The 18,054-nt window shown below is 58.9% G+C and carries 14 protein-coding genes, 4 tRNA genes and 3 pseudogenes; 8 read left to right on the top strand and 13 right to left on the bottom strand.

Annotated elements, in window-relative coordinates; all coding sequences use genetic code 11:
- Nucleotides 1-2: 2 nt before the first annotated feature.
- The 3 genes from JFV26_RS18950 to JFV26_RS18940 all read right to left on the bottom strand — a co-directional run bounded on the left by JFV26_RS18950 (nt 3) and on the right by JFV26_RS18940 (nt 1,952).
- Nucleotides 3-218, bottom strand: coding sequence for a hypothetical protein (locus tag JFV26_RS18950; protein WP_201194620.1), 216 nt, complete (start codon nt 216-218; stop codon nt 3-5).
- A gap of 63 nt (nt 219-281) precedes the next feature.
- Nucleotides 282-971: an energy-coupling factor ABC transporter permease gene (locus JFV26_RS18945; RefSeq protein WP_201194619.1), complete on the bottom strand. Its 690-nt coding sequence runs from the start codon at nt 969-971 to the stop codon at nt 282-284.
- Between the two features lie 159 nt (nt 972-1,130).
- Nucleotides 1,131-1,952 carry a nitrilase-related carbon-nitrogen hydrolase gene (locus JFV26_RS18940; protein WP_201194618.1) on the bottom strand — a complete coding sequence of 274 codons (822 nt, stop codon included), beginning with the start codon at nt 1,950-1,952 and terminating at the stop codon, nt 1,131-1,133.
- Between the two features lie 190 nt (nt 1,953-2,142).
- On the opposite strand from JFV26_RS18940, the pseudogene JFV26_RS18935 reads away from it, so the two are divergent.
- The 4 genes and pseudogenes from JFV26_RS18935 (at nt 2,143) to JFV26_RS18920 (ending at nt 4,878) form a co-directional block, all read left to right on the top strand.
- Nucleotides 2,143-2,767 (top strand): annotated as a pseudogene (locus JFV26_RS18935) (DUF1780 domain-containing protein).
- Entirely contained in the window at nt 2,764-3,291 is a 528-nt protein-coding gene (locus tag JFV26_RS18930; protein ID WP_201194616.1) for an MOSC domain-containing protein, read from the top strand. The pseudogene JFV26_RS18935 and the gene JFV26_RS18930 overlap by 4 nt, the downstream one beginning before the upstream one ends.
- A 54-nt stretch (nt 3,292-3,345) precedes the next feature.
- Nucleotides 3,346-3,519 (top strand): DUF3094 domain-containing protein, encoded by a 174-nt coding sequence (locus JFV26_RS18925; protein ID WP_007938396.1) that lies wholly within the window; start codon nt 3,346-3,348, stop codon nt 3,517-3,519.
- Between the two features lie 60 nt (nt 3,520-3,579).
- A complete protein-coding gene (locus JFV26_RS18920) occupies nt 3,580-4,878 on the top strand; it encodes an NAD(P)/FAD-dependent oxidoreductase (RefSeq protein WP_201194614.1) in 1,299 nt (432 codons plus the stop codon).
- Between the two features lie 184 nt (nt 4,879-5,062).
- Here JFV26_RS18920 and JFV26_RS18915 read toward each other — a convergent pair.
- The 8 genes and pseudogenes from JFV26_RS18915 to rluD all read right to left on the bottom strand — a co-directional run bounded on the left by JFV26_RS18915 (nt 5,063) and on the right by rluD (nt 11,928).
- Nucleotides 5,063-6,685: pseudogene (locus JFV26_RS18915) on the bottom strand (methyl-accepting chemotaxis protein).
- A 150-nt stretch (nt 6,686-6,835) separates the two neighbouring features.
- Nucleotides 6,836-6,912: transfer RNA gene (locus JFV26_RS18910), tRNA-Pro, on the bottom strand.
- A 95-nt stretch (nt 6,913-7,007) separates the two neighbouring features.
- A tRNA-Lys gene (locus tag JFV26_RS18905) sits at nt 7,008-7,083 on the bottom strand.
- 5 nt (nt 7,084-7,088) lie between these two features.
- Nucleotides 7,089-7,165, bottom strand: a tRNA-Pro gene (locus JFV26_RS18900).
- A gap of 9 nt (nt 7,166-7,174) precedes the next feature.
- Nucleotides 7,175-7,250 (bottom strand) — tRNA-Asn (locus JFV26_RS18895).
- A 291-nt stretch (nt 7,251-7,541) separates the two neighbouring features.
- Nucleotides 7,542-10,112 (bottom strand): ATP-dependent chaperone ClpB, encoded by a 2,571-nt coding sequence (gene clpB, locus JFV26_RS18890; protein ID WP_201194612.1) that lies wholly within the window; start codon nt 10,110-10,112, stop codon nt 7,542-7,544.
- Between the two features lie 131 nt (nt 10,113-10,243).
- Nucleotides 10,244-10,969, bottom strand: coding sequence for a peptidoglycan editing factor PgeF (gene pgeF, locus JFV26_RS18885; protein WP_201194610.1), 726 nt, complete (start codon nt 10,967-10,969; stop codon nt 10,244-10,246).
- Nucleotides 10,966-11,928, bottom strand: coding sequence for a 23S rRNA pseudouridine(1911/1915/1917) synthase RluD (rluD, locus tag JFV26_RS18880; RefSeq protein ID WP_201194608.1), 963 nt, complete (start codon nt 11,926-11,928; stop codon nt 10,966-10,968). Before rluD ends, pgeF begins: the two co-directional genes overlap by 4 nt.
- Before the next feature lie 151 nt (nt 11,929-12,079).
- Between rluD and JFV26_RS18875 the strand changes: the two genes are divergently transcribed.
- From JFV26_RS18875 to JFV26_RS18860, 4 genes are all read left to right on the top strand, one after another.
- Complete coding sequence (locus JFV26_RS18875) at nt 12,080-13,102, top strand: outer membrane protein assembly factor BamD (RefSeq protein WP_201194606.1); 1,023 nt, start codon at nt 12,080-12,082, stop codon at nt 13,100-13,102.
- 135 nt (nt 13,103-13,237) lie between these two features.
- Nucleotides 13,238-13,471 carry a PP0621 family protein gene (locus JFV26_RS18870; RefSeq protein WP_201194605.1) on the top strand — a complete coding sequence of 78 codons (234 nt, stop codon included), beginning with the start codon at nt 13,238-13,240 and terminating at the stop codon, nt 13,469-13,471.
- Complete coding sequence (locus JFV26_RS18865; RefSeq protein WP_201194682.1) at nt 13,461-15,059, top strand: ATP-binding protein; 1,599 nt, start codon at nt 13,461-13,463, stop codon at nt 15,057-15,059. Before JFV26_RS18870 ends, JFV26_RS18865 begins: the two co-directional genes overlap by 11 nt.
- 2 nt (nt 15,060-15,061) lie before the next feature.
- On the top strand, nt 15,062-16,402 hold the full coding sequence (locus JFV26_RS18860) for a sigma-54-dependent transcriptional regulator (protein ID WP_201194604.1): 1,341 nt from the start codon (nt 15,062-15,064) through the stop codon (nt 16,400-16,402).
- Between the two features lie 93 nt (nt 16,403-16,495).
- On the opposite strand, the pseudogene thiO reads toward JFV26_RS18860, so the two are convergent.
- Nucleotides 16,496-17,595: pseudogene (gene thiO / locus JFV26_RS18855) on the bottom strand (glycine oxidase ThiO).
- A gap of 56 nt (nt 17,596-17,651) precedes the next feature.
- Nucleotides 17,652-18,053 (bottom strand): type IV pilin protein, encoded by a 402-nt coding sequence (locus tag JFV26_RS18850; protein ID WP_201194603.1) that lies wholly within the window; start codon nt 18,051-18,053, stop codon nt 17,652-17,654.
- Nucleotide 18,054 lies beyond the last annotated feature (1 nt).

Here is an 18,054-nt window from a genome sequence, read left to right as displayed (position 1 = left end):
AGTCAGGGCCGCATAAAGCCGTAATCCTGACCTTCATCGAGGTTCTCGGCGAGAAATTGCAACTCATCGGCCAGATCCTCGACACTGCGCACCGCTTTGCTCTGCTGCACCACCGCACTGAGCAAGGCGCGCAGGCTCAACCCCGGATCAAACCCCACTTCCTGCGCCACATCCAGACTGTGACGCAACTCCTGCCTTGCCCACTCGTAGACACTCATTTCGATGCTCCTGAAGGTTTCCCGAAGCATGGAAGTGTCAGTGTTCGAGGGATTTGATGTGGATCAAGACTTGGGGTCGTCGTCTTTCCATGGCGCCGAAAGGTAACGGGTACGGTTGAACGTCTCCAGCCATTCGGGGCAAAACACCACCAGCGCGCTAATCACCATGCCGTTGATGAATGCTTCCGGAAAAATGATCAACCACAGGTAACCGACAAAGTCCTCCAGCCAGTACGGCATGGCAAAAATTTCGTCGAACCACAGCAACCAAAGCCCCACCAACAGACAGAGCAACGCCGACAGCGCCGCCGCAAAGAAACCGGAAACGAAGATATACACAAAGGGATTACGCGGTTGCGCCCGCTCCACCAGGATCGCACAGCATTCGGTGACCAGAACCGGAAGCAGAATCAGCAGCGAGCCATTCACCCCGACAGCCACCAAATCCTGTCGCCCTAGCAGCACCAGCCCCAGTTGCGCGGCCAATCCACCGACAATCGCCAGCGGCCAATCCAGCAAGAGCGTCACCGCCGTCATGCCGATAAAATGATACGACACACCGGTATCAAAATCCCGTCGCACCAACCACAGCATGAACAACGCGAACACCGTGCCAAACAGCAAATGCTGCCGACGTCTGTCGGTAAACAACTCGACCCACGGTGCGCGGCAAATTGCCCAGATCACCACGGGCACGTAAATCAGCCAGCCGACTGTCAGGCTCTGCGGTGACAGCAGCTCGGCGCCGATCATGACCGAATCTTCTCCAGCGCCTGGGCCAGAAGAGGCAGAAGACTGAGCAGCAACACCGGCCAATATTTCACGTCATGTCCTTAGTTGAGGCGCGCACACGCAGCGACTGCCAGTCTACACCGGCCGCCTCGCATGCCCAGTCCGCTGGCCCAAAGCAAGCTACCGATTAAAGGGGCCGCAGAGCGAGTATCGTCGCGCGTGTTTCAAAAGGTCGCTACACATGACATTGCCTTGAATGGACCCCTTGGAGCCGATAGACAACAGGGTCAGATCTAGACCGGCTTCTTGCCCGGCTTGAATTAGCCGGTTTCCGGTGACGTCTATGACCTGGCTCTCACCGCGAAAGTGAGCCGTCATTTGCAGCCCCGATTCGACGCCTGTCCTGTTGCAGGAAACAAGCGGCACGCCATTTTCCATCGCTCGGACGCGCATGATATCGCCCGTCCAGGGACCACCGTAGTTGACCGGGCAACAAAGGAGTTTCGCTCCGTCCAGCGCGAGCAATCGAGCAGCTTCGGGAACCCAGAGATCAAAACAGATCAGGACGCCGAAGCGAATCTTGCCATCATCAAAACACTGCCAATCATCACCTTCCGCGAATAGTTTCTTCTCCAGATCGCTGAGATGGCATTTACGTTGTTTACCCAGCCACTTGCCTCGACTGACCACAATCGCGGTGTTGTAAAGATTGTCGCCATCACGTTCGACCATACCGGCAACCAAAGTCGCCTGTTTCTGCGCTGACAAATCTTGTAAAAACCGGGCAAAGACTCCCGTTTCGGCGTTCTCGGCAAAAGGGAGAAGTTCTTCTTCAGAGTCAAAAAGATAACCCGTCGTACACATCTCAGGCAGAACCAGCAGATCAAAAGAAGCCGCCCTTACGGCGTCGGCAATTGTCTGGCGATTAAGGTCGGGACTTTTGAATGCCACAGGAAACTGCAGGTAGCCCGCGATGATATCGGTAGTTTCTGTTGTTTTCATGAAGCCTCCAGGACCATTCACCTGGGAGAAGATACAGAAAAGGTCAAACGGATAGCGACCTGGAAACATCAGGCGACGAAGTCAAAAAAAGCTTCACGCGCCAGACACCAATGAAGGCTACTCGACCATTGCGACCCTTTGTCGATGCAAAGCTTTCTGCTTGTCGCATTTGAACGCTAAGCTTGGGCCTATGGATGACTCAGATTATTTACGCCTGCTGACCATCGCGGCCGAGCAAGCCAACGCGTTCCTGTCCAATGCCCGCAAATGGGAGCGTGAGCGTTGGGTCTGCCAACGCCTGCTGCAAGGCTTGAACATTCCCTATCGCGCCGACGAGTTCGCCCCGGCCGGTGAGCCGCCGGATGTGTTGTTTCGGGATGCCAGTTTCGAGGTGTTTTTCGTGCTCGACGAAGGCCGACGCCTCAACGACGAATGGCGCGACGAACTGCAACGTCGACGCAGCGCGTTTTCCCTGAGTTCGCTGGTGCGCCGCGAAGCCAAGCCACGGCGCATTCCGGCCAATGAGTTCTTGCTGAGACTGGCGCCGACCTTGCGCAAAAAGCTCACAACTACAAAGAGCGCGGCATGGACCTGGGGGAGCTGGACATCATCGCCTTCGCCAGCCTCAAGCGCGAAGTGCTGGACCTGAACAGCCACTTCCCCCGCCCACCGAATACCTGCGCCAGGGCTGGCGCTCGTTGTCGCTGGTCGGCCCGACGTTCGCCCGCGTGCTGTTCGCCCATCCGGATGCCCCGGATTTCCTGCGCAGCAACCTGGGACGCAGCATCGTCTTCGATGTCGGGATCAGCCTGTGAGCCCGCTGCAGGAATTGATTGCCGAAGTGCCGCAACAAGGTCGCGTTTGCTGGATCGGTGTGCGCCCGGAGCCTCACATGCCGATGATCGAACTGGATGCCGTGGAAGCGCGACTCGAGTCCGGCCTGACCGGTGATCGCGCCCGCCCCGGCGTACGCAATGCGCGGCAAGTGACACTGATTCAGTGGGAACATCTGGCCGTGATCAGTTCGCTGATGGGGCGCCCGGACGATAAACCGCTGCGACCTGATGAATTGCGGCGCAACCTCGCTATCAGCGGTATCAACCTGTTCAGCCTGAAGGGACGTCGCTTCAAAATCGGCCAGGCGATTTTCGAAACCACCGGCTGGTGCCAACCTTGCGTACGCCTGCAAAACAACCTCGGCCCCGGGACCTTCCAGGCCATTCGCGGCCATGGCGGAATCACTGCCCGGGTGATACAAAGTGGAATCATTCGACTGGCCGATACGGTGAGTGTCGAACCCATCCCGGACAGCGGCTATGCTCCGTTCAACGTTCGTTAAATCTGCCTGTAGCTTCTATTCATTCAGCAACGTCTACCCCTGACGAGGCCTTATATGACCAGCCGCCTGAACCCCGACGACCAGAAGCATGTCGAAGAGTACCTGCACTTGTCTCAGCACCAAGTCGAGCGCCGGCCATTTCGGCCGTGGATGCTCCTGGTGGTGGTGCTGGCAGTGACCATTGGTTTGGGCCTGTTGAGCCGACTGATCAGTTACCTGACGCTATGAGCCGCTTCGCGCTCGCTCGGGTGATTGCACCGATTTCTTTTAGCCTTGCGAGATATCCCCATGACTCATCGTATTGTCATCGTTGGCGGCGGCGCCGGCGGTCTGGAGTTGGCTACCCGTCTGGGTAAGACTCTGGGCAAGCGCGGCACGGCCAGTGTGATGCTGGTCGACGCGAACCTGACCCATATCTGGAAACCGCTGTTGCACGAAGTGGCGGCCGGGTCGCTGAACTCTTCCGAAGACGAACTCAACTATGTTGCCCAGGCCAAATGGAACCACTTTGAGTTCCAGCTGGGGCGCATGAGCGGGCTCGATCGCGCACAGAAAAAAATCCAGCTGGCCGCCACCTACGACGACGCCGGCGTGGAACTGGTACCGGCCCGTGAACTGGGTTACGACTCGCTGGTGATTGCCGTCGGCAGTACCACCAACGATTTCGGCACCCAGGGCGCGGCGCAACATTGTCTGTTCCTCGACACCCGCAAACAGGCCGAGCGCTTCCATCAGCAATTGCTCAACCACTACCTGCGCGCCCATGCCGGGCAAACGGATGTCGTGGAGCAAATCAGCGTGGCCATCGTCGGCGCCGGGGCCACTGGCGTCGAGCTGGCCGCAGAACTGCACAATGCCGCCCATGAATTGGCGGCCTACGGTCTGGACCGGATCAAACCGGAAAACATGCACATTACCCTGATTGAAGCCGGGCCCCGGGTACTGCCAGCCCTGCCGGAACGTATCGGCGGGCCTGTGCATAAAACCCTGGAGAAACTCGGGGTCAACGTCATGACCAATGCGGCGGTCAGTGAAGTCACCGCCGACAGCCTGATCACTGCAGATGGCAAAGTGATCAACGCCAGCCTGAAAGTCTGGGCTGCCGGGATTCGTGCACCGGGTTTCCTCAAGGACATCGATGGCCTGGAAACCAACCGCATCAATCAGCTGCAAGTGCTGGCGACCCTGCAAACCACCCGCGACGAGAACATCTTCGCCTTCGGAGACTGCGCCGCTTGCCCGCAACCGGGCACCGACCGCAACGTACCGCCACGGGCCCAGGCCGCGCATCAACAGGCGTCGTTGCTGGCCAAATCGCTGAAGCTGCGGATCGAAGGTAAAACATTGCCGGAGTACAAGTACACCGACTACGGCTCGCTGATCTCGCTGTCGCGTTTTTCGGCTGTGGGTAACTTGATGGGCAACCTCACCGGCAGCGTGATGCTGGAAGGCTGGCTGGCGCGGATGTTTTACGTGTCGTTGTACCGGATGCACCAGATGGCACTGTATGGCGCATTTCGTACGGCGATGTTGATGCTCGGTAGCAAGATTGGGCGCGGGACTGAGCCGCGATTGAAACTTCACTGATGCAGATCCACTGTAGGAGCGAGCCTGCTCGCGAAAGCGGTCTGACATTCAGCTCATTTATTGAATGTTAATCCCTCTTCGCGAGCAGGCTCGCTCCCACATTTTTTACTCATCAACCTGCAGATGGGTGTCTTACCGAATCTCGCCCCGCTTTAGATAAGCGGGGCTTTTTTCGTCTGGAGAATTACACCCGAAAGCGTTGCACCATGCCTTGCAGTGCATTGGCCAGTTTGGACAGTTCATGACTGGAGGCGCTGGTCTGATCGGCGCCAGCGGCAGAGCGCACCGACAGGTCACGGATATTCACCAGGTTACGATCGACTTCCCGCGCCACTTGCGCCTGTTCTTCGGCCGCGCTGGCAATCACCAGGTTTCGTTCGTGTATCTCGTGCACCGAGGTGGTGATGGTCTGCAAGGCCTCACCTGCACGCTCGGCCAGGACCAACGTGCTGGCGGCGCGAGAGGCGCTGGCTTGCATCGAGTCGAGCGCAAGACTCGACCCGCTGCGCATGCCCTGGACCATTTGCTCGATCTCCTGGGTCGATTGCTGCGTGCGATGCGCCAGTGCACGCACTTCATCAGCCACCACCGCAAAACCGCGGCCACTCTCCCCGCCCGTGCCGCTTCAATCGCAGCGTTGAGCGCCAACAGGTTTGTTTGCTCGGCGATGGCCCGAATCACGTCCAGCACTTTGCCGATGTCCTGGGACTGATTGGCCAGCGACTGCACCAATTCACCCGTGTGTTGTACATCGCTGGCGAGGGCGCTGATGGCGCTCGCGGTTTCGCTGACTCGTTCCTGGCCCAGATGCGCCGACTCGCTGGACTGGCGTGTGGCGTCGGACGTCGAGACCGCGTTGCGTGCAACTTCTTCCACGGCAGTGCTCATCTCGTTGACTGCGGTGGCAGCCTGCTCGATTTCATTGTTCTGCTGTTGCAGGCCCGGGTGCTGTCGAGGGTCACCGCGTTCAACTCATCGGCCGCCGTGGCCAGCTGGGTGGCCGAACCGCTGATGCCTTGCAGGGTTTCGCGCAGGTTCTGCTGCATGGCTGCCAGTGCCTTGAGCAAGCGGCTGACTTCATCATTGCCATGGGTCTGGATCGGATGGGTGAGATCGCCCCGGGCCACGTTTTGCGCAGCATTCAAGGCTTCATTCAGGGGACGCACGATGCTGCGAGTCAGCAACATCGCCAAACCGACGGTGGCCAGCGCCGCCAGGGCGATGAACAGGCTGACGATCGTCCGCGAGGTTTCGTAGTGCGCGGCAGAATTCCGGCTTTCGGCGGCGACTTGCTTGGTGAACAGATCTGCCAGGTCAGTGAGCTGTTTGCCGGAACCATCGACCACGGTCTTCATGTCCACCAGCAGCAGTTTAGTCAACTCATCCCGACGACCTTGCTCGGCCAGAGTGAACGACTGGGCGATGCCCGAGCGGTATGCGGCGAAGGTGCTTTTGAATTGGTCATACAACTGCTTGCCTTGAGCGGTGGTGACCAACGTGTCATAGGCGGCAATCTTGTCGCTCAGCTCCTTGTCCCGGTGTCCATCTGGCTGCGGTACTGCGCAATATTCTTCGGGTCCTGGTCCAGAGCCATGCGCAGGGAAATGGTGCGAATGCGCAGCATGATCTCGCGGATCTCATCGCCGCCACGGATGCTCGGCAGCCACTGGCTTTCCACCGCCACCTCGCTGTCACGAATGCTCGACATCTGCCCCAGTGCGAATACCCCAAGCAATGCCACCAGCACCGCAATCAAGGCAAAACCCAGCGCTGCACGAGGAGCAATATTCAGCTGACGAAGAAACATAACGAGCGCCTTTTCTTTTTATGGGCGGGAGGGAGGCGCTGTTTGCGCTCCGATGGCTCGTTATCGGCAAGTTGTACGATGACTTGAAGCCGATTCACTTTTCCGAGAACAAAAAAATCCCCGTATCTTTCGATACGAGGATTTTTAATATGGTCGGGGTAAGGGGATTCGAACTCCTGACATCCTGCTCCCAAAGCAGGCGCGCTACCGGACTGCGCTATACCCCGGTAAAAAAAGGCGACCTTTACAAGTCGCCTTCTTCGATCAGTGCTTTTGGCCTCTGATCTTAAGATCTGATTCCAGCGTTAACTGGTTTCAAAAATGGTGGGTCGTGTGGGATTCGAACCTACGACCAATTGGTTAAAAGCCAACTGCTCTACCAACTGAGCTAACGACCCAAAAATGGTCGGGGTAAGGGGATTCGAACTCCTGACATCCTGCTCCCAAAGCAGGCGCGCTACCGGACTGCGCTATACCCCGGTTTGAAATTGGCTCCGTGACCAGGACTCGAACCTGGGACCCAATGATTAACAGTCATTTGCTCTACCGACTGAGCTATCACGGAACTACATATTTCAATTTACAACGGTGAAGCTTGCTGCATCTCTTCGACCCGTTCGCATCGCTGCGTTCGTGTGTCTGAGGCGCGCTATTCTACAATCTTAAGCACCTCTGTCAACCCCCTAAATTGCATTCAAGTTAATGATTTGCAACTTATTTCAGATTTCTGCTTGGGGAGCAGAAACCCTTCCGGGTGACTTACTGCGGGGCGCACTTTACAAGCCTTTTCCTTAGAGTTCAACAGCCTGGAGAAAAAAAGGCCTCGCAATGCGAGGCCTTCTTTATTTCACTGGCATTACGGCTCAGGAAAAACGATTTCGTCGTTTTCTACACGACCGACAGCCGTCTCGCCCGGCAGGAAACGACCGGACAGAATCAACTGCGCCAACGGGTTCTCGATCCAGCGCTGGATCGCTCGTTTGAGCGGCCGTGCGCCATAGACCGGGTCGTAACCCACCGCGATCAACTTATCCATCGCCTCAGGACTGAGCTCCAGTTTCAGCTCACGCTCGGTCAGGCGACTGCGTAGGCGACCCAACTGGATCTCGGTAATGCCCGCAATCTGATCCCGCGCCAACGGCTCGAAGATCACCACTTCGTCGACCCGGTTAATGAACTCCGGCCGGAAGTGCGTGGAAATCGCATCCATTACTGCCGCGCGCTGGGCTTCACGATCACCGACCAGTTCCTGGATCTGTACCGAGCCCAGGTTGGAGGTCATGACGATCACGGTGTTTTTGAAATCCACCGTACGGCCATGGCTATCCGTCAGTCGGCCGTCTTCGAGCACTTGCAGCAAGATGTTGAAGACGTCCGGGTGGGCCTTCTCGACCTCGTCCAGGAGGATCACCGAGTAAGGCTTGCGACGCACCGCCTCGGTCAGGTAACCGCCCTCTTCATAACCTACGTAGCCTGGTGGCGCGCCAATCAGTCGAGCCACGGAATGTTTCTCCATGAACTCGGACATATCGATGCGAATCATCGCCTCCTCAGTATCAAAGAGGAATTCGGCCAGCGCCTTGCACAGCTCGGTTTTACCGACGCCGGTCGGGCCGAGGAACATGAATGAGCCGCTCGGGCGATTCGGGTCGGACAACCCGGCACGAGAACGCCGCACTGCGTTGGAGACCGCAATCACCGCTTCGTCCTGGCCGATCACACGTTGGTGCAACAGGCTTTCCATCTTCATCAGCTTGTCGCGCTCGCCTTCAAGCATTTTCGACACCGGGATGCCGGTCCACTTCGACACGACTTCGGCGATCTCTTCCTCAGTCACCTTGCTGCGCAGCAACTGGTTTTCGCTTTTGCCGTGCTGGTCGACCATTTGCAGGCTGCGCTCCAGGTCCGGGATAACCCCGTATTGCAGCTCGGCCATGCGGTTCAAGTCACCTTTGCGGCGGGCCGCTTCCAGTTCCTGACGGGACTGCTCGATTTTCTGCTGGATCTGCGCCGAACCCTGGACTTCGGCTTTTTCCGCGTTCCAGATTTCTTCGAGGTCCGAGTACTCACGTTCCAGCCGAGCGATTTCTTCCTGGAGTTTTTCCAGGCGTTTAATCGCCGCTTCGTCGCTTTCTTTCTTCAGCGCCTGGGATTCCACCTTCAACTGAATCAGACGACGCTCCAGACGGTCGAGCACTTCCGGCTTGGAGTCGATTTCCATGCGGATGCGACTGGCAGCCTCGTCGATCAGGTCGATCGCCTTGTCCGGCAACTGACGGTCAGTGATGTAGCGATGGCTGAGCTTGGCCGCCGCGATGATCGCACCGTCAGTGATCGCCACCTTATGGTGAACTTCGTAGCGCTCTTTCAAGCCCCGCAGAATCGCGATGGTGTCTTCTTCACTCGGCTCTTCCACCAATACTTTCTGGAAGCGTCGCTCGAGGGCCGCGTCCTTCTCTATATATTGGCGGTACTCGTTGAGCGTGGTAGCGCCGACGCAGTGCAACTCGCCACGAGCCAATGCCGGTTTGAGCATATTGCCGGCATCCATCGAGCCTTCGCCTTTACCGGCGCCGACCATGGTGTGCAGTTCGTCGATGAACAGAATGATCTGCCCTTCCTGCTTCGACAGCTCATTGAGCAGGGATTTGAGGCGTTCCTCGAACTCGCCGCGATATTTGGCGCCAGCAATCAGCGCGCCCATGTCCAGGGACAACAGCCGTTTGCCTTTCAGGCCATCTGGCACTTCGCCGTTGATGATCCGCTGGGCCAGGCCTTCGGCGATGGCGGTTTTACCCACGCCAGGCTCACCGATCAGCACCGGGTTGTTCTTGGTACGGCGCTGCAACACCTGAATGGTCCGGCGAATCTCGTCGTCACGGCCGATCACCGGATCGAGCTTGCCTTCTTCGGCGCGCTTGGTCAGGTCGACGGTGTACTTATCCAGCGCCTGACGCGACTCTTCGTGGTTGGCGTCGTTGACCGCTTCGCCGCCACGCAGGTTGTTGATCGCATTTTCCAGGGCTTTTTTGCTCACGCCTTGGCCGAGCAGCAGTTTGCCGAGTTTGCTGTTGTCGTCCATGGCGGCGAGCAACACCAGTTCGCTGGAGATGAACTGGTCACCCTTCTGCTGGGCCAGACGATCGGCCTGGTTGAGCAGGCGCGCCAAGTCCTGCGACATGTTCACGTCGCCGGTCGGGTTCTGGATTTTCGGTAGTTGATCGAGCTCTTTGGTCAGCTCTTTGCGCAGGCTGTTGACGTCAAAACCCACTTGCATCAACAGGGGTTTGATCGAACCACCCTGTTGTTCAAGCATGGCCTGCATCAAGTGCGCGGGCTCAATGCCCGGATGATCGAGGCCAACGGCCAGGGATTGGGCGTCGGATAGAGCTAACTGCAATTTGCTGGTTAAACGGTCTATACGCATGGGTCACCTTCCTTTTGAGCAGGCCGGACCTAAGAAACCATCCTGAATGAAGAAACCTGCCAGATGCTTCACTAGATGTGGTCGATTCTGGGAGTTTCAAGCGTCGTACAGTTGATGTAGATCAGCGAAGTCTAGCGTTCGAACCAGACAAGGGAGGCAAACCGACCGGTTTGTGGACTACGGCGGTAAGAAAAGAAGCGTGGATCGGTCACGGTGCAGAAACCGCCACCATAAACAGCAGTGACACCGCGAACAGCCAGCCGCAAGCGCGCCAGCTCGTAGATGTCGGCCATGAACTTGCCGGCATTCTGACTCGGGACGAAGGCTTTGGCGGCTCCAGGTAGCTGCTGGATGAAGACTTCCCGCACTTGCGGGCCGACTTCAAAAGCTTGCGGACCAATGGCCGGACCGAGCCAGACCAGCACCTCTTCCGGTGCCACGGCCAGACTGTCGAGGGTCGCTTCCAGCACACCGGCCGCCAGCCCGCGCCAGCCGGCATGGGCCGCCGCGACGCGAGTGCCGGCACGGTCGCAAAACAGTGCCGGCAGGCAATCCGCCGTCATCGCCGCGCAGGCAATCCCGGGCGTTGCCGTCCAACTGGCGTCGGCAGTGACTACCAGACTCGGATCAGCATGAGACACGGCAATGCCGTGAACCTGCTGCAGCCAGGCCGGTTGAATAGAGAAATGATCGGTGAGGCGACGGCGATTTTCGGCCACAGCCTCAGGGCTGTCGTCGACGTGATCGCCGAGGTTGAGGCTGTCGAACGGCGCCAGACTGACGCCGCCCGCACGGGTGGTCACACAGGCTTTCACCCCGGCAGGCGCAGGCCAGTCGGGAATCAGCCAGTCGCTCATCCGATGAACGCCTCACGGTCTTGCTTGAGCAGGGTCAGCAACCAGACGAAATCGTCCGGAAGTGGCGATTCCCAGCTCATGCGTATACCGGTCGTCGGATGATCCAGTTCCAGGAACCGCGCATGCAGTGCCTGGCGTGGAAACGCCTTCAACGATTCGACCATGGTCACACTGGCTGCCGGCGGGATGCGGAAGCGACCGCCGTAGGCAGGGTCTCCGACCAACGGGAAGTTGATGTGGGACATATGCACACGAATCTGGTGCGTACGACCGGTTTCCAGCTTCACCCGCACGTGAGTGTGGGAGCGGAAACGCTCGAGCACGCGGTAGTGGCTGACGGCTTGCTTGCCACCTTCCATTACCGCCATGCGCTGGCGCTGCTGGCCGTGACGACCGATCGGCGCGTTGATTTTGCCGCCGGCGGTCACCACGCCGATCACGATGCACTCGTAGATCCGGCTGACGCTGCGACTCTGCAACTGTGTTACCAGCTGCGTCTGCGCTTGAATGGTCTTGGCCACCACCATCAGACCGGTGGTGTCCTTGTCCAGGCGATGCACGATACCGGCGCGGGGCACATTGATAATGTCCGGCACGTGGTGCAGCAAGGCGTTGAGCAAGGTGCCGTCAGCGTGACCGGCAGCCGGATGCACCACCAGACCCGCAGGTTTGTTGATCACCAGGATGTCGTCATCTTCATAGACGATGTCCAGCTCAATGTCCTGAGCGATCCATTCGCCCTGAGCTTCCTGCTCGGCGGTTAGCTCAAGAATGGCGCCACCATGAACGATGTCTCGCGGGCGGATAACCGCCCCATCCACAGTCAGGCGGCCGTCTTTGATCCAGGCGGAAAGGCGCGAGCGCGAGTGCTCAGCGAATAATTGTGCGGCGACTTGATCGAGGCGTTGGCCGCCCAATTCGGACGGCACCTCTGCGCGAAGTTCAATTTTATCGGACATGCTCAGACTAGGCGTCGGCACAGCCTTTGGTTTCGGCTGCGCGCTTGTGGTTAAATACGGCGTCTTTTGCCCCGATGCTATTCAAAGGGGCGCTCATCATAACAGGACGGCCCCGCCCAAGACAGCGGCCGTCATAGGGACGCAAGCCGCCATGCAAGTGAAACACCTGCTGCTGATCGCCATCCTCGCATTGACCGCTGCTTGCTCATCGAAGGAAGTCGTAGACGAAAACCTTAGCGAAGTCGAGCTGTACCAGCAGGCTCAGAAAGATCTGGATAACAGTAGCTACACCAGTGCCACAGCCAAGCTGAAGGCCCTGGAGTCGCGTTATCCGTTCGGGCGCTACGCTGATCAGGCTCAACTCGAGCTCATCTACGCCAACTACAAGAACGCCGAACCTGAGGCTGCCAAGTCCGCCGCCGAGCGTTTTATTCGTTTGCACCCACAGCATCCGAACGTGGATTACGCGTATTACCTCAAGGGTCTGACCTCCTTCGACCAGGACGTCGGCCTGCTGGCGCGCTTCCTGCCGCTGGACATGACCAAGCGTGACCTGGGCGCTGCCCGCGACTCGTACAACGAGTTCGCCCAACTGACCAGCCGCTACCCGAACAGCCGCTACTCGCCGGATGCCAAGCAGCGCATGATTTATCTGCGCAACCTGCTGGCCTCCTACGAGATTCACGTTGCCGACTACTACCTGACTCGTCAGGCCTACGTCGCCGCCGCGAACCGTGGTCGTTATGTCGTGGAGAACTTCCAGGAAACCCCTTCGGTCGGTGATGGCCTGGCGGTGATGGTCGAGTCCTACCAGCGTCTGCACCTGGATGAACTGGCCAACACCAGCCTCGAAACCCTGAAGCTCAACTATCCGAACCACCCAAGCCTGGTGGACGGTCAGTTCAAGCCATCGGTAGCCGAAGCAGACAACCGTTCGTGGCTGAGCAAGGCGACCCTGGGCCTGATCGAATCCCGTCCGCCGCTGCCGCCGGGTGAAACCCGCGCCAACCAGGACGTGCAGAAGCAGTTCCAGGACGCGAAAGATTCGATTCCCAGCGAGCTCAAGCCTAAAGATGGCAACGGCGAAGTGATCCAGGAAGAACAACACGAAGCGCAAGGCAACAACAGCGACCGTTCGTGGTTCAGCTACATGACCTTCGGTGTGTTTGACTGACACCTGCGGTTACGCAAAAAGGGAGACTTTCGAGTCTCCCTTTTTATGGCCCTTTTTTGTGAAGCACTTATTACGCTGTGCGCCCGCCATGTCCTTGGCTAAACTGCCTGATCATCATTCATAAAGCAGCCCGCCATGCTTCGTTTACTGTTCTGGATCGCCCTGATTGCCGCTGCGGTATGGTTCTGGCGCAAGTTCAAAAGCCCGGCGCCTGCCGCCCGGCCCAATGCCGAACTGGAAGCTGCACCGATGGTTCGTTGCGCCCACTGCGGCGTGCACCTGCCACGCGACCGTGCGCTGAGTCTTCAACAACAGTGGTATTGCAGCCAGGCTCACCTTGAGCAAGGCCCAGGCTCCAGTGATCGCTGAGGCTTCCAGCCCCGGCAGCAAACAAGCCCAGCGATTGCTGCGCCTCTATCATCTCTACCGTTTAAGCATCGGCATCACCTTGGTGCTGTTGATCTCCAGCAACATGGACAACCAGTTGCTGGCACTCGCCAATAACGACCTGCTGCGCAGTGGCAGCTGGTTGTACCTGGTGCTGAATATTCTGCTGGTGGTGTTCCTGGAGAATACCCGACGCCCCGGGCAGCTGTTCAGCCTGGCCCTGGCCGATGTGTTGCTGCTGTGCGGCCTGTTCTACGCTGCCGGCGGTGCGGCCAGCGCCATTGGTAATTTGCTGATCGTGTCCGTGGCCATCGGCAACACCCTGTTGCGCGGGCGTATTGGCTTGCTGATCGCCGCCGTCGCGGCCATTGGCATTGTCGGTTTGAGCTTCCTGCTGAGTTTCAGCCGCCCCACCAGCCCCACCAGCCCCAGCGACTACCTGCAAGCCGGTACACTCGGCGCCCTGTGCTTTGCCGCGGCATTGCTGGTGCAAGGTTTGATCCGGCGCCTGGAGGTCAGCGAACACCTCGCCGAGCAGCGGGCCAGCGAAGTGGTCGGCCTCGAAGCCCTTAACGCGCTGATTCTGCAACGCATGCGCACCGGTATCCTGGTGCTCGATGACCAGCGGCGGGTGCAACTGGCCAATCACAGCGCCCTGTCCCAACTGGGCCAGGACTACCTCGACGGCGAGTTGATCGATGATTACTCACCGATCTTGGTCGAACGCCTGCAACTGTGGTTCAACAACCCGACCTTGCGCCCTCAGAGCCTGAAAATCGCCAGCTCCGGCCTCGAGTTGCAGCCAAGCTTCATTGCCCTGGAGCAAAGCCCGCATTATCAGACCCTGGTCTTTCTCGAAGACCTCGCCCAGATCTCCCAGCAGGCCCAGCAACTGAAACTCGCCGCCCTGGGTCGCCTGACCGCCGGTATCGCCCACGAGATCCGCAATCCACTGGGCGCTATCAGTCATGCCGCACAGTTGCTGCAGGAATCCGAGGAACTGAACGGCGCAGATCGACGTCTGACCCAGATTATTCAAGACCACTCCCAGCGAATGAATCGGGTTATCGAAAACGTCCTGCAACTGTCCCGCCGTCAGCAAACTACGCAGCAACGGCTCGATCTGAAGCCGTGGCTGGCACGGTTCGTCGCCGAAGCCCGCGAGACCGCGACCGAACGCCAGACCATTCACCTGCACATCGGCGCCGGCCACGTCACAACGCTGATGGACCCGAATCAACTGACACAGATTCTCGACAATTTGTTGCGCAATGCCTGGCGTCACAGCGCCCTGATTCATGAGCAGGCAGAGGTCCGGCTTGAATTGTTTGTCGACCCCGACAGCCAGCTGCCGGTGCTCGAGGTGCTGGACAATGGCCCCGGTGTGGCGCCGGACCAGCAGTTGCACTTGTTCGAACCCTTCTTCACCACCAGCAGCCAGGGTACTGGCCTGGGGCTTTATCTGTCCCGTGAGCTGTGCGAAAGCAACCAGGCCCGCCTAGACTTCAAACCACGCCAAGGCGGCGGCTGCTTTCGCATCACCTTTGCACACGGACGGAAACAAAGTTGAACATGAGCCCACGGCAAAAAGTCCTGATCGTCGACGACGAACCGGATATCCGCGAACTCCTGGAAATCACCCTGGGACGGATGAAACTCGACACTTTCAGTGCCCGCAACCTTGGCGAAGCCCAAGCCCTGCTGGCCCGAGAGTCATTCGACCTGTGCCTGACCGACATGCGCCTGCCGGACGGCACCGGCCTGGAGTTGGTGCAACACATCCAGCAACGCTACGCCCAAGTGCCGGTGGCGATGATCACCGCCTACGGCAGCCTGGAAACCGCCATCAACGCCCTCAAGGCTGGCGCCTTCGACTTCCTGACCAAACCGGTGGACCTGACCCGACTCCGGGAACTGGTCACCAGCGCCCTGCGCCTGCCCACACCCGGTGGCGCCAGTACCGCCATTGATCGCCGATTGCTCGGCGATTCGCTGCCCATGCGCAGCCTGCGTAAACAAATCGACAAACTGGCCCGCAGCCAGGCACCGGTGTACATCAGCGGTGAATCCGGCAGCGGCAAGGAACTGGTCGCTCGTCTGATTCACGAACAAGGCCCGCGCGCCAATCGTCCCTTCGTCCCGGTCAACTGCGGGGCGATACCGTCGGAATTGATGGAAAGCGAGTTTTTCGGCCATCGCAAAGGCAGTTTCAGCGGCGCCATCGAAGACAAGCCAGGACTGTTCCAGGCAGCTCATGGCGGCACTCTGTTCCTCGATGAAGTGGCTGATTTACCGTTGGCGATGCAGGTCAAGCTGCTGCGGGCGATTCAGGAGAAAGCCGTGCGCAGCGTCGGCGGCCAGCAGGAAACCGTGGTCGATGTGCGCATCCTTTGCGCCACCCATAAAGACCTCGACGCCGAAGTCAGTGCCGAACGTTTTCGTCAGGATTTGTACTATCGGCTCAACGTGATCGAGTTGCGGGTGCCGCCCCTGCGTGAACGCCGGGACGATATCGAGACACTCGCCAGCCATGTACTCAAGCGCCTGGCGGCCGGCACCGGCCAACCCGCGACAAAACTCCACCCGCTAGCCCTTGATGCGCTGAAAAGCTACCGCTTCCCGGGCAACGTGCGGGAACTGGAGAACATGCTCGAACGCGCCCACACCTTGTGCGAGAACAAGCAGATCGACGCCAGTGACTTGCGCCTGGCCGACGGTAACTGCACCGCCGAAGCCGGCGTGCCGGACCTGACCCGGATCGACAATCTGGAAGATTATCTGGAAAACGTCGAACGCAAACTCATCCTCCAGGCGCTGGAAGAAACCCGCTGGAACCGCACGGCGGCCGCGCAGCGGTTGAATCTGTCGTTTCGGTCGATGCGCTACAGGCTGAAGAAACTGGGGCTGGATTGATACCCTAAAAGATCGCAGCCTTCGGCAGCTCCTACGGGATGTGCGATCTTTCCTGTAGGAGCTGACGAAGGCTGCGATCTTTTGATCTTCGCCTTAGATCCGCCCAACTGGCGCATACGGCGCCGGATCAATGATCGGCGCCCTGCCCAACATCACATCCGCAAACAACTGACACGACGCCGGCGCCAGCACCAGCCCATTGCGATAATGCCCGCAATTAAGCCAGAGCCCGATAAACCCCGGCACCCGACCAATGTAGGGAATGCCTTCTGGCGAACCCGGCCGCAACCCGGCCCAGTGGCCCACCACCTCGGCATCCGCCAGCGCCGGAATCAACTCCACTGCCGAGGCTTTCAGGCTTTCCAGCGCCGATTCGGTCGGGGTCTTGTCGTATCCTTCGTGCTCCAGCGTACTGCCAACCAGGATATGCCCGTCGCGTCGCGGGATCGCATAACGCCCCTTGGCCAGCACCATGCTCGGCAGAAAGTCCGCCGCGCACTTGTAGAGAATCATCTGGCCTTTGACCGGCTCGACCGGGAGCTCCAGGCCGAGGCTTTTGAGCAAGTCGCCGCTCCAGGCACCGGCCGTCAGCACTACCTGATCGCCATAAATCGCACCCGTTGACGTCGTTACCCCGACCACCGCGCCGCCTTCACGGATAAATCCGCTGACTTCGCAGCGCTCATGGATTGTCACGTTCGGCAGTGCCAACAACGCCGCCTTCAGGGACTTCACCAGCCGTGGGTTGCGCACATTCGCCACATTGGCCATGTAGATCGCCCGGGAGAAACCACTACCCAAGACCGGCACAGCGTCATGAGCCGCCGAGATATCCACAGCCCGCAGCGGCCGATTTTCCCGTTTGGCCCAGGCCAGCGCCTCGGTTTCGTCGTCCAGGTCCAGCCAGTACAGCCCGGTGGTGTGCACTTCGGGGTCGACACCGGTAGCGGCAAAAAGCCTTTCACCCAGCTGTGGATAGAAATCCTGAGACCAGTGAGCCAATGCAGTAACCGCCGGGCTGTAGCGCCACGGATAGAGCGGCGAAACGATGCCCCCCCAGCCCAGGATGACTCCTGGCCGACGTTCGAGCGATCCAGCAGCACAACGCTCTGCACTTCGGACGCGAGATTGAACGCAGTCAGCAGTCCAATCACCCCGCCGCCGACAATCACCACTTGCTGTTGCCTGCTCATGTTCTGATCCAACCGTTCAATAGACAGAGGGCGCAAAAGGCACCCGAAAAGGAAACTCAGCGGCCCCAGCAATCCTTGGTGACCAGCCCGGCCGTGGCATTGACCATGCTTCTGACGCCGGTGCTGGTGATGGTGAAATCCCCGCATTTGTCAGTGGCCATGGCCGTACCGGCCTTGCGCACCGCCGTCACCAGAAAGGTCTGATCGGTGATGGTCGGCGTAATGGTGTAGTAGTCGTTGCCCGCGCTCAGGCCCGTGACGCCTGTGTAGACGCTACCTTTCGAATAGAACCGTTCAAGAATCTGCGCCTGATCGGAAAGCAATCCGACCGCGTCGGCGCGACGACCCTTTTTCACGTATTCGGTGAGGCTCGGATAGCCAATGGTGATGACGATACCGATGATCGCAATTACGATCATGATTTCGATCAGGGTAAAACCTCGGTTGGATCTGCGCATG

Origin of the sequence: Pseudomonas sp. TH31, from assembly GCF_016650815.1 — a bacterium.
In the GTDB taxonomy this organism is placed as follows: Bacteria; Pseudomonadota; Gammaproteobacteria; order Pseudomonadales; family Pseudomonadaceae; genus Aquipseudomonas.
Note: the sequence above shows the minus strand (reverse complement) of the source record. Positions and strands in the feature narration are given on the sequence as shown.

Coding starts and splice junctions, on each gene's coding strand:
- JFV26_RS18950 (WP_201194620.1), bottom strand. CDS start 218: ATGAGTGTCTACGAGTGGGCAAGGCAGGAGTTGCGTCACAGTCTGGAT.
- JFV26_RS18945 (WP_201194619.1), bottom strand. CDS start 971: ATGATCGGCGCCGAGCTGCTGTCACCGCAGAGCCTGACAGTCGGCTGG.
- JFV26_RS18940 (WP_201194618.1), bottom strand. CDS start 1,952: ATGAAAACAACAGAAACTACCGATATCATCGCGGGCTACCTGCAGTTT.
- JFV26_RS18925 (WP_007938396.1), top strand. CDS start 3,346: ATGACCAGCCGCCTGAACCCCGACGACCAGAAGCATGTCGAAGAGTAC.
- JFV26_RS18920 (WP_201194614.1), top strand. CDS start 3,580: ATGACTCATCGTATTGTCATCGTTGGCGGCGGCGCCGGCGGTCTGGAG.
- clpB (WP_201194612.1), bottom strand. CDS start 10,112: ATGCGTATAGACCGTTTAACCAGCAAATTGCAGTTAGCTCTATCCGAC.
- pgeF (WP_201194610.1), bottom strand. CDS start 10,969: ATGAGCGACTGGCTGATTCCCGACTGGCCTGCGCCTGCCGGGGTGAAA.
- rluD (WP_201194608.1), bottom strand. CDS start 11,928: ATGTCCGATAAAATTGAACTTCGCGCAGAGGTGCCGTCCGAATTGGGC.
- JFV26_RS18875 (WP_201194606.1), top strand. CDS start 12,080: ATGCAAGTGAAACACCTGCTGCTGATCGCCATCCTCGCATTGACCGCT.
- JFV26_RS18870 (WP_201194605.1), top strand. CDS start 13,238: ATGCTTCGTTTACTGTTCTGGATCGCCCTGATTGCCGCTGCGGTATGG.
- JFV26_RS18860 (WP_201194604.1), top strand. CDS start 15,062: ATGAGCCCACGGCAAAAAGTCCTGATCGTCGACGACGAACCGGATATC.
- JFV26_RS18850 (WP_201194603.1), bottom strand. CDS start 18,053: ATGCGCAGATCCAACCGAGGTTTTACCCTGATCGAAATCATGATCGTA.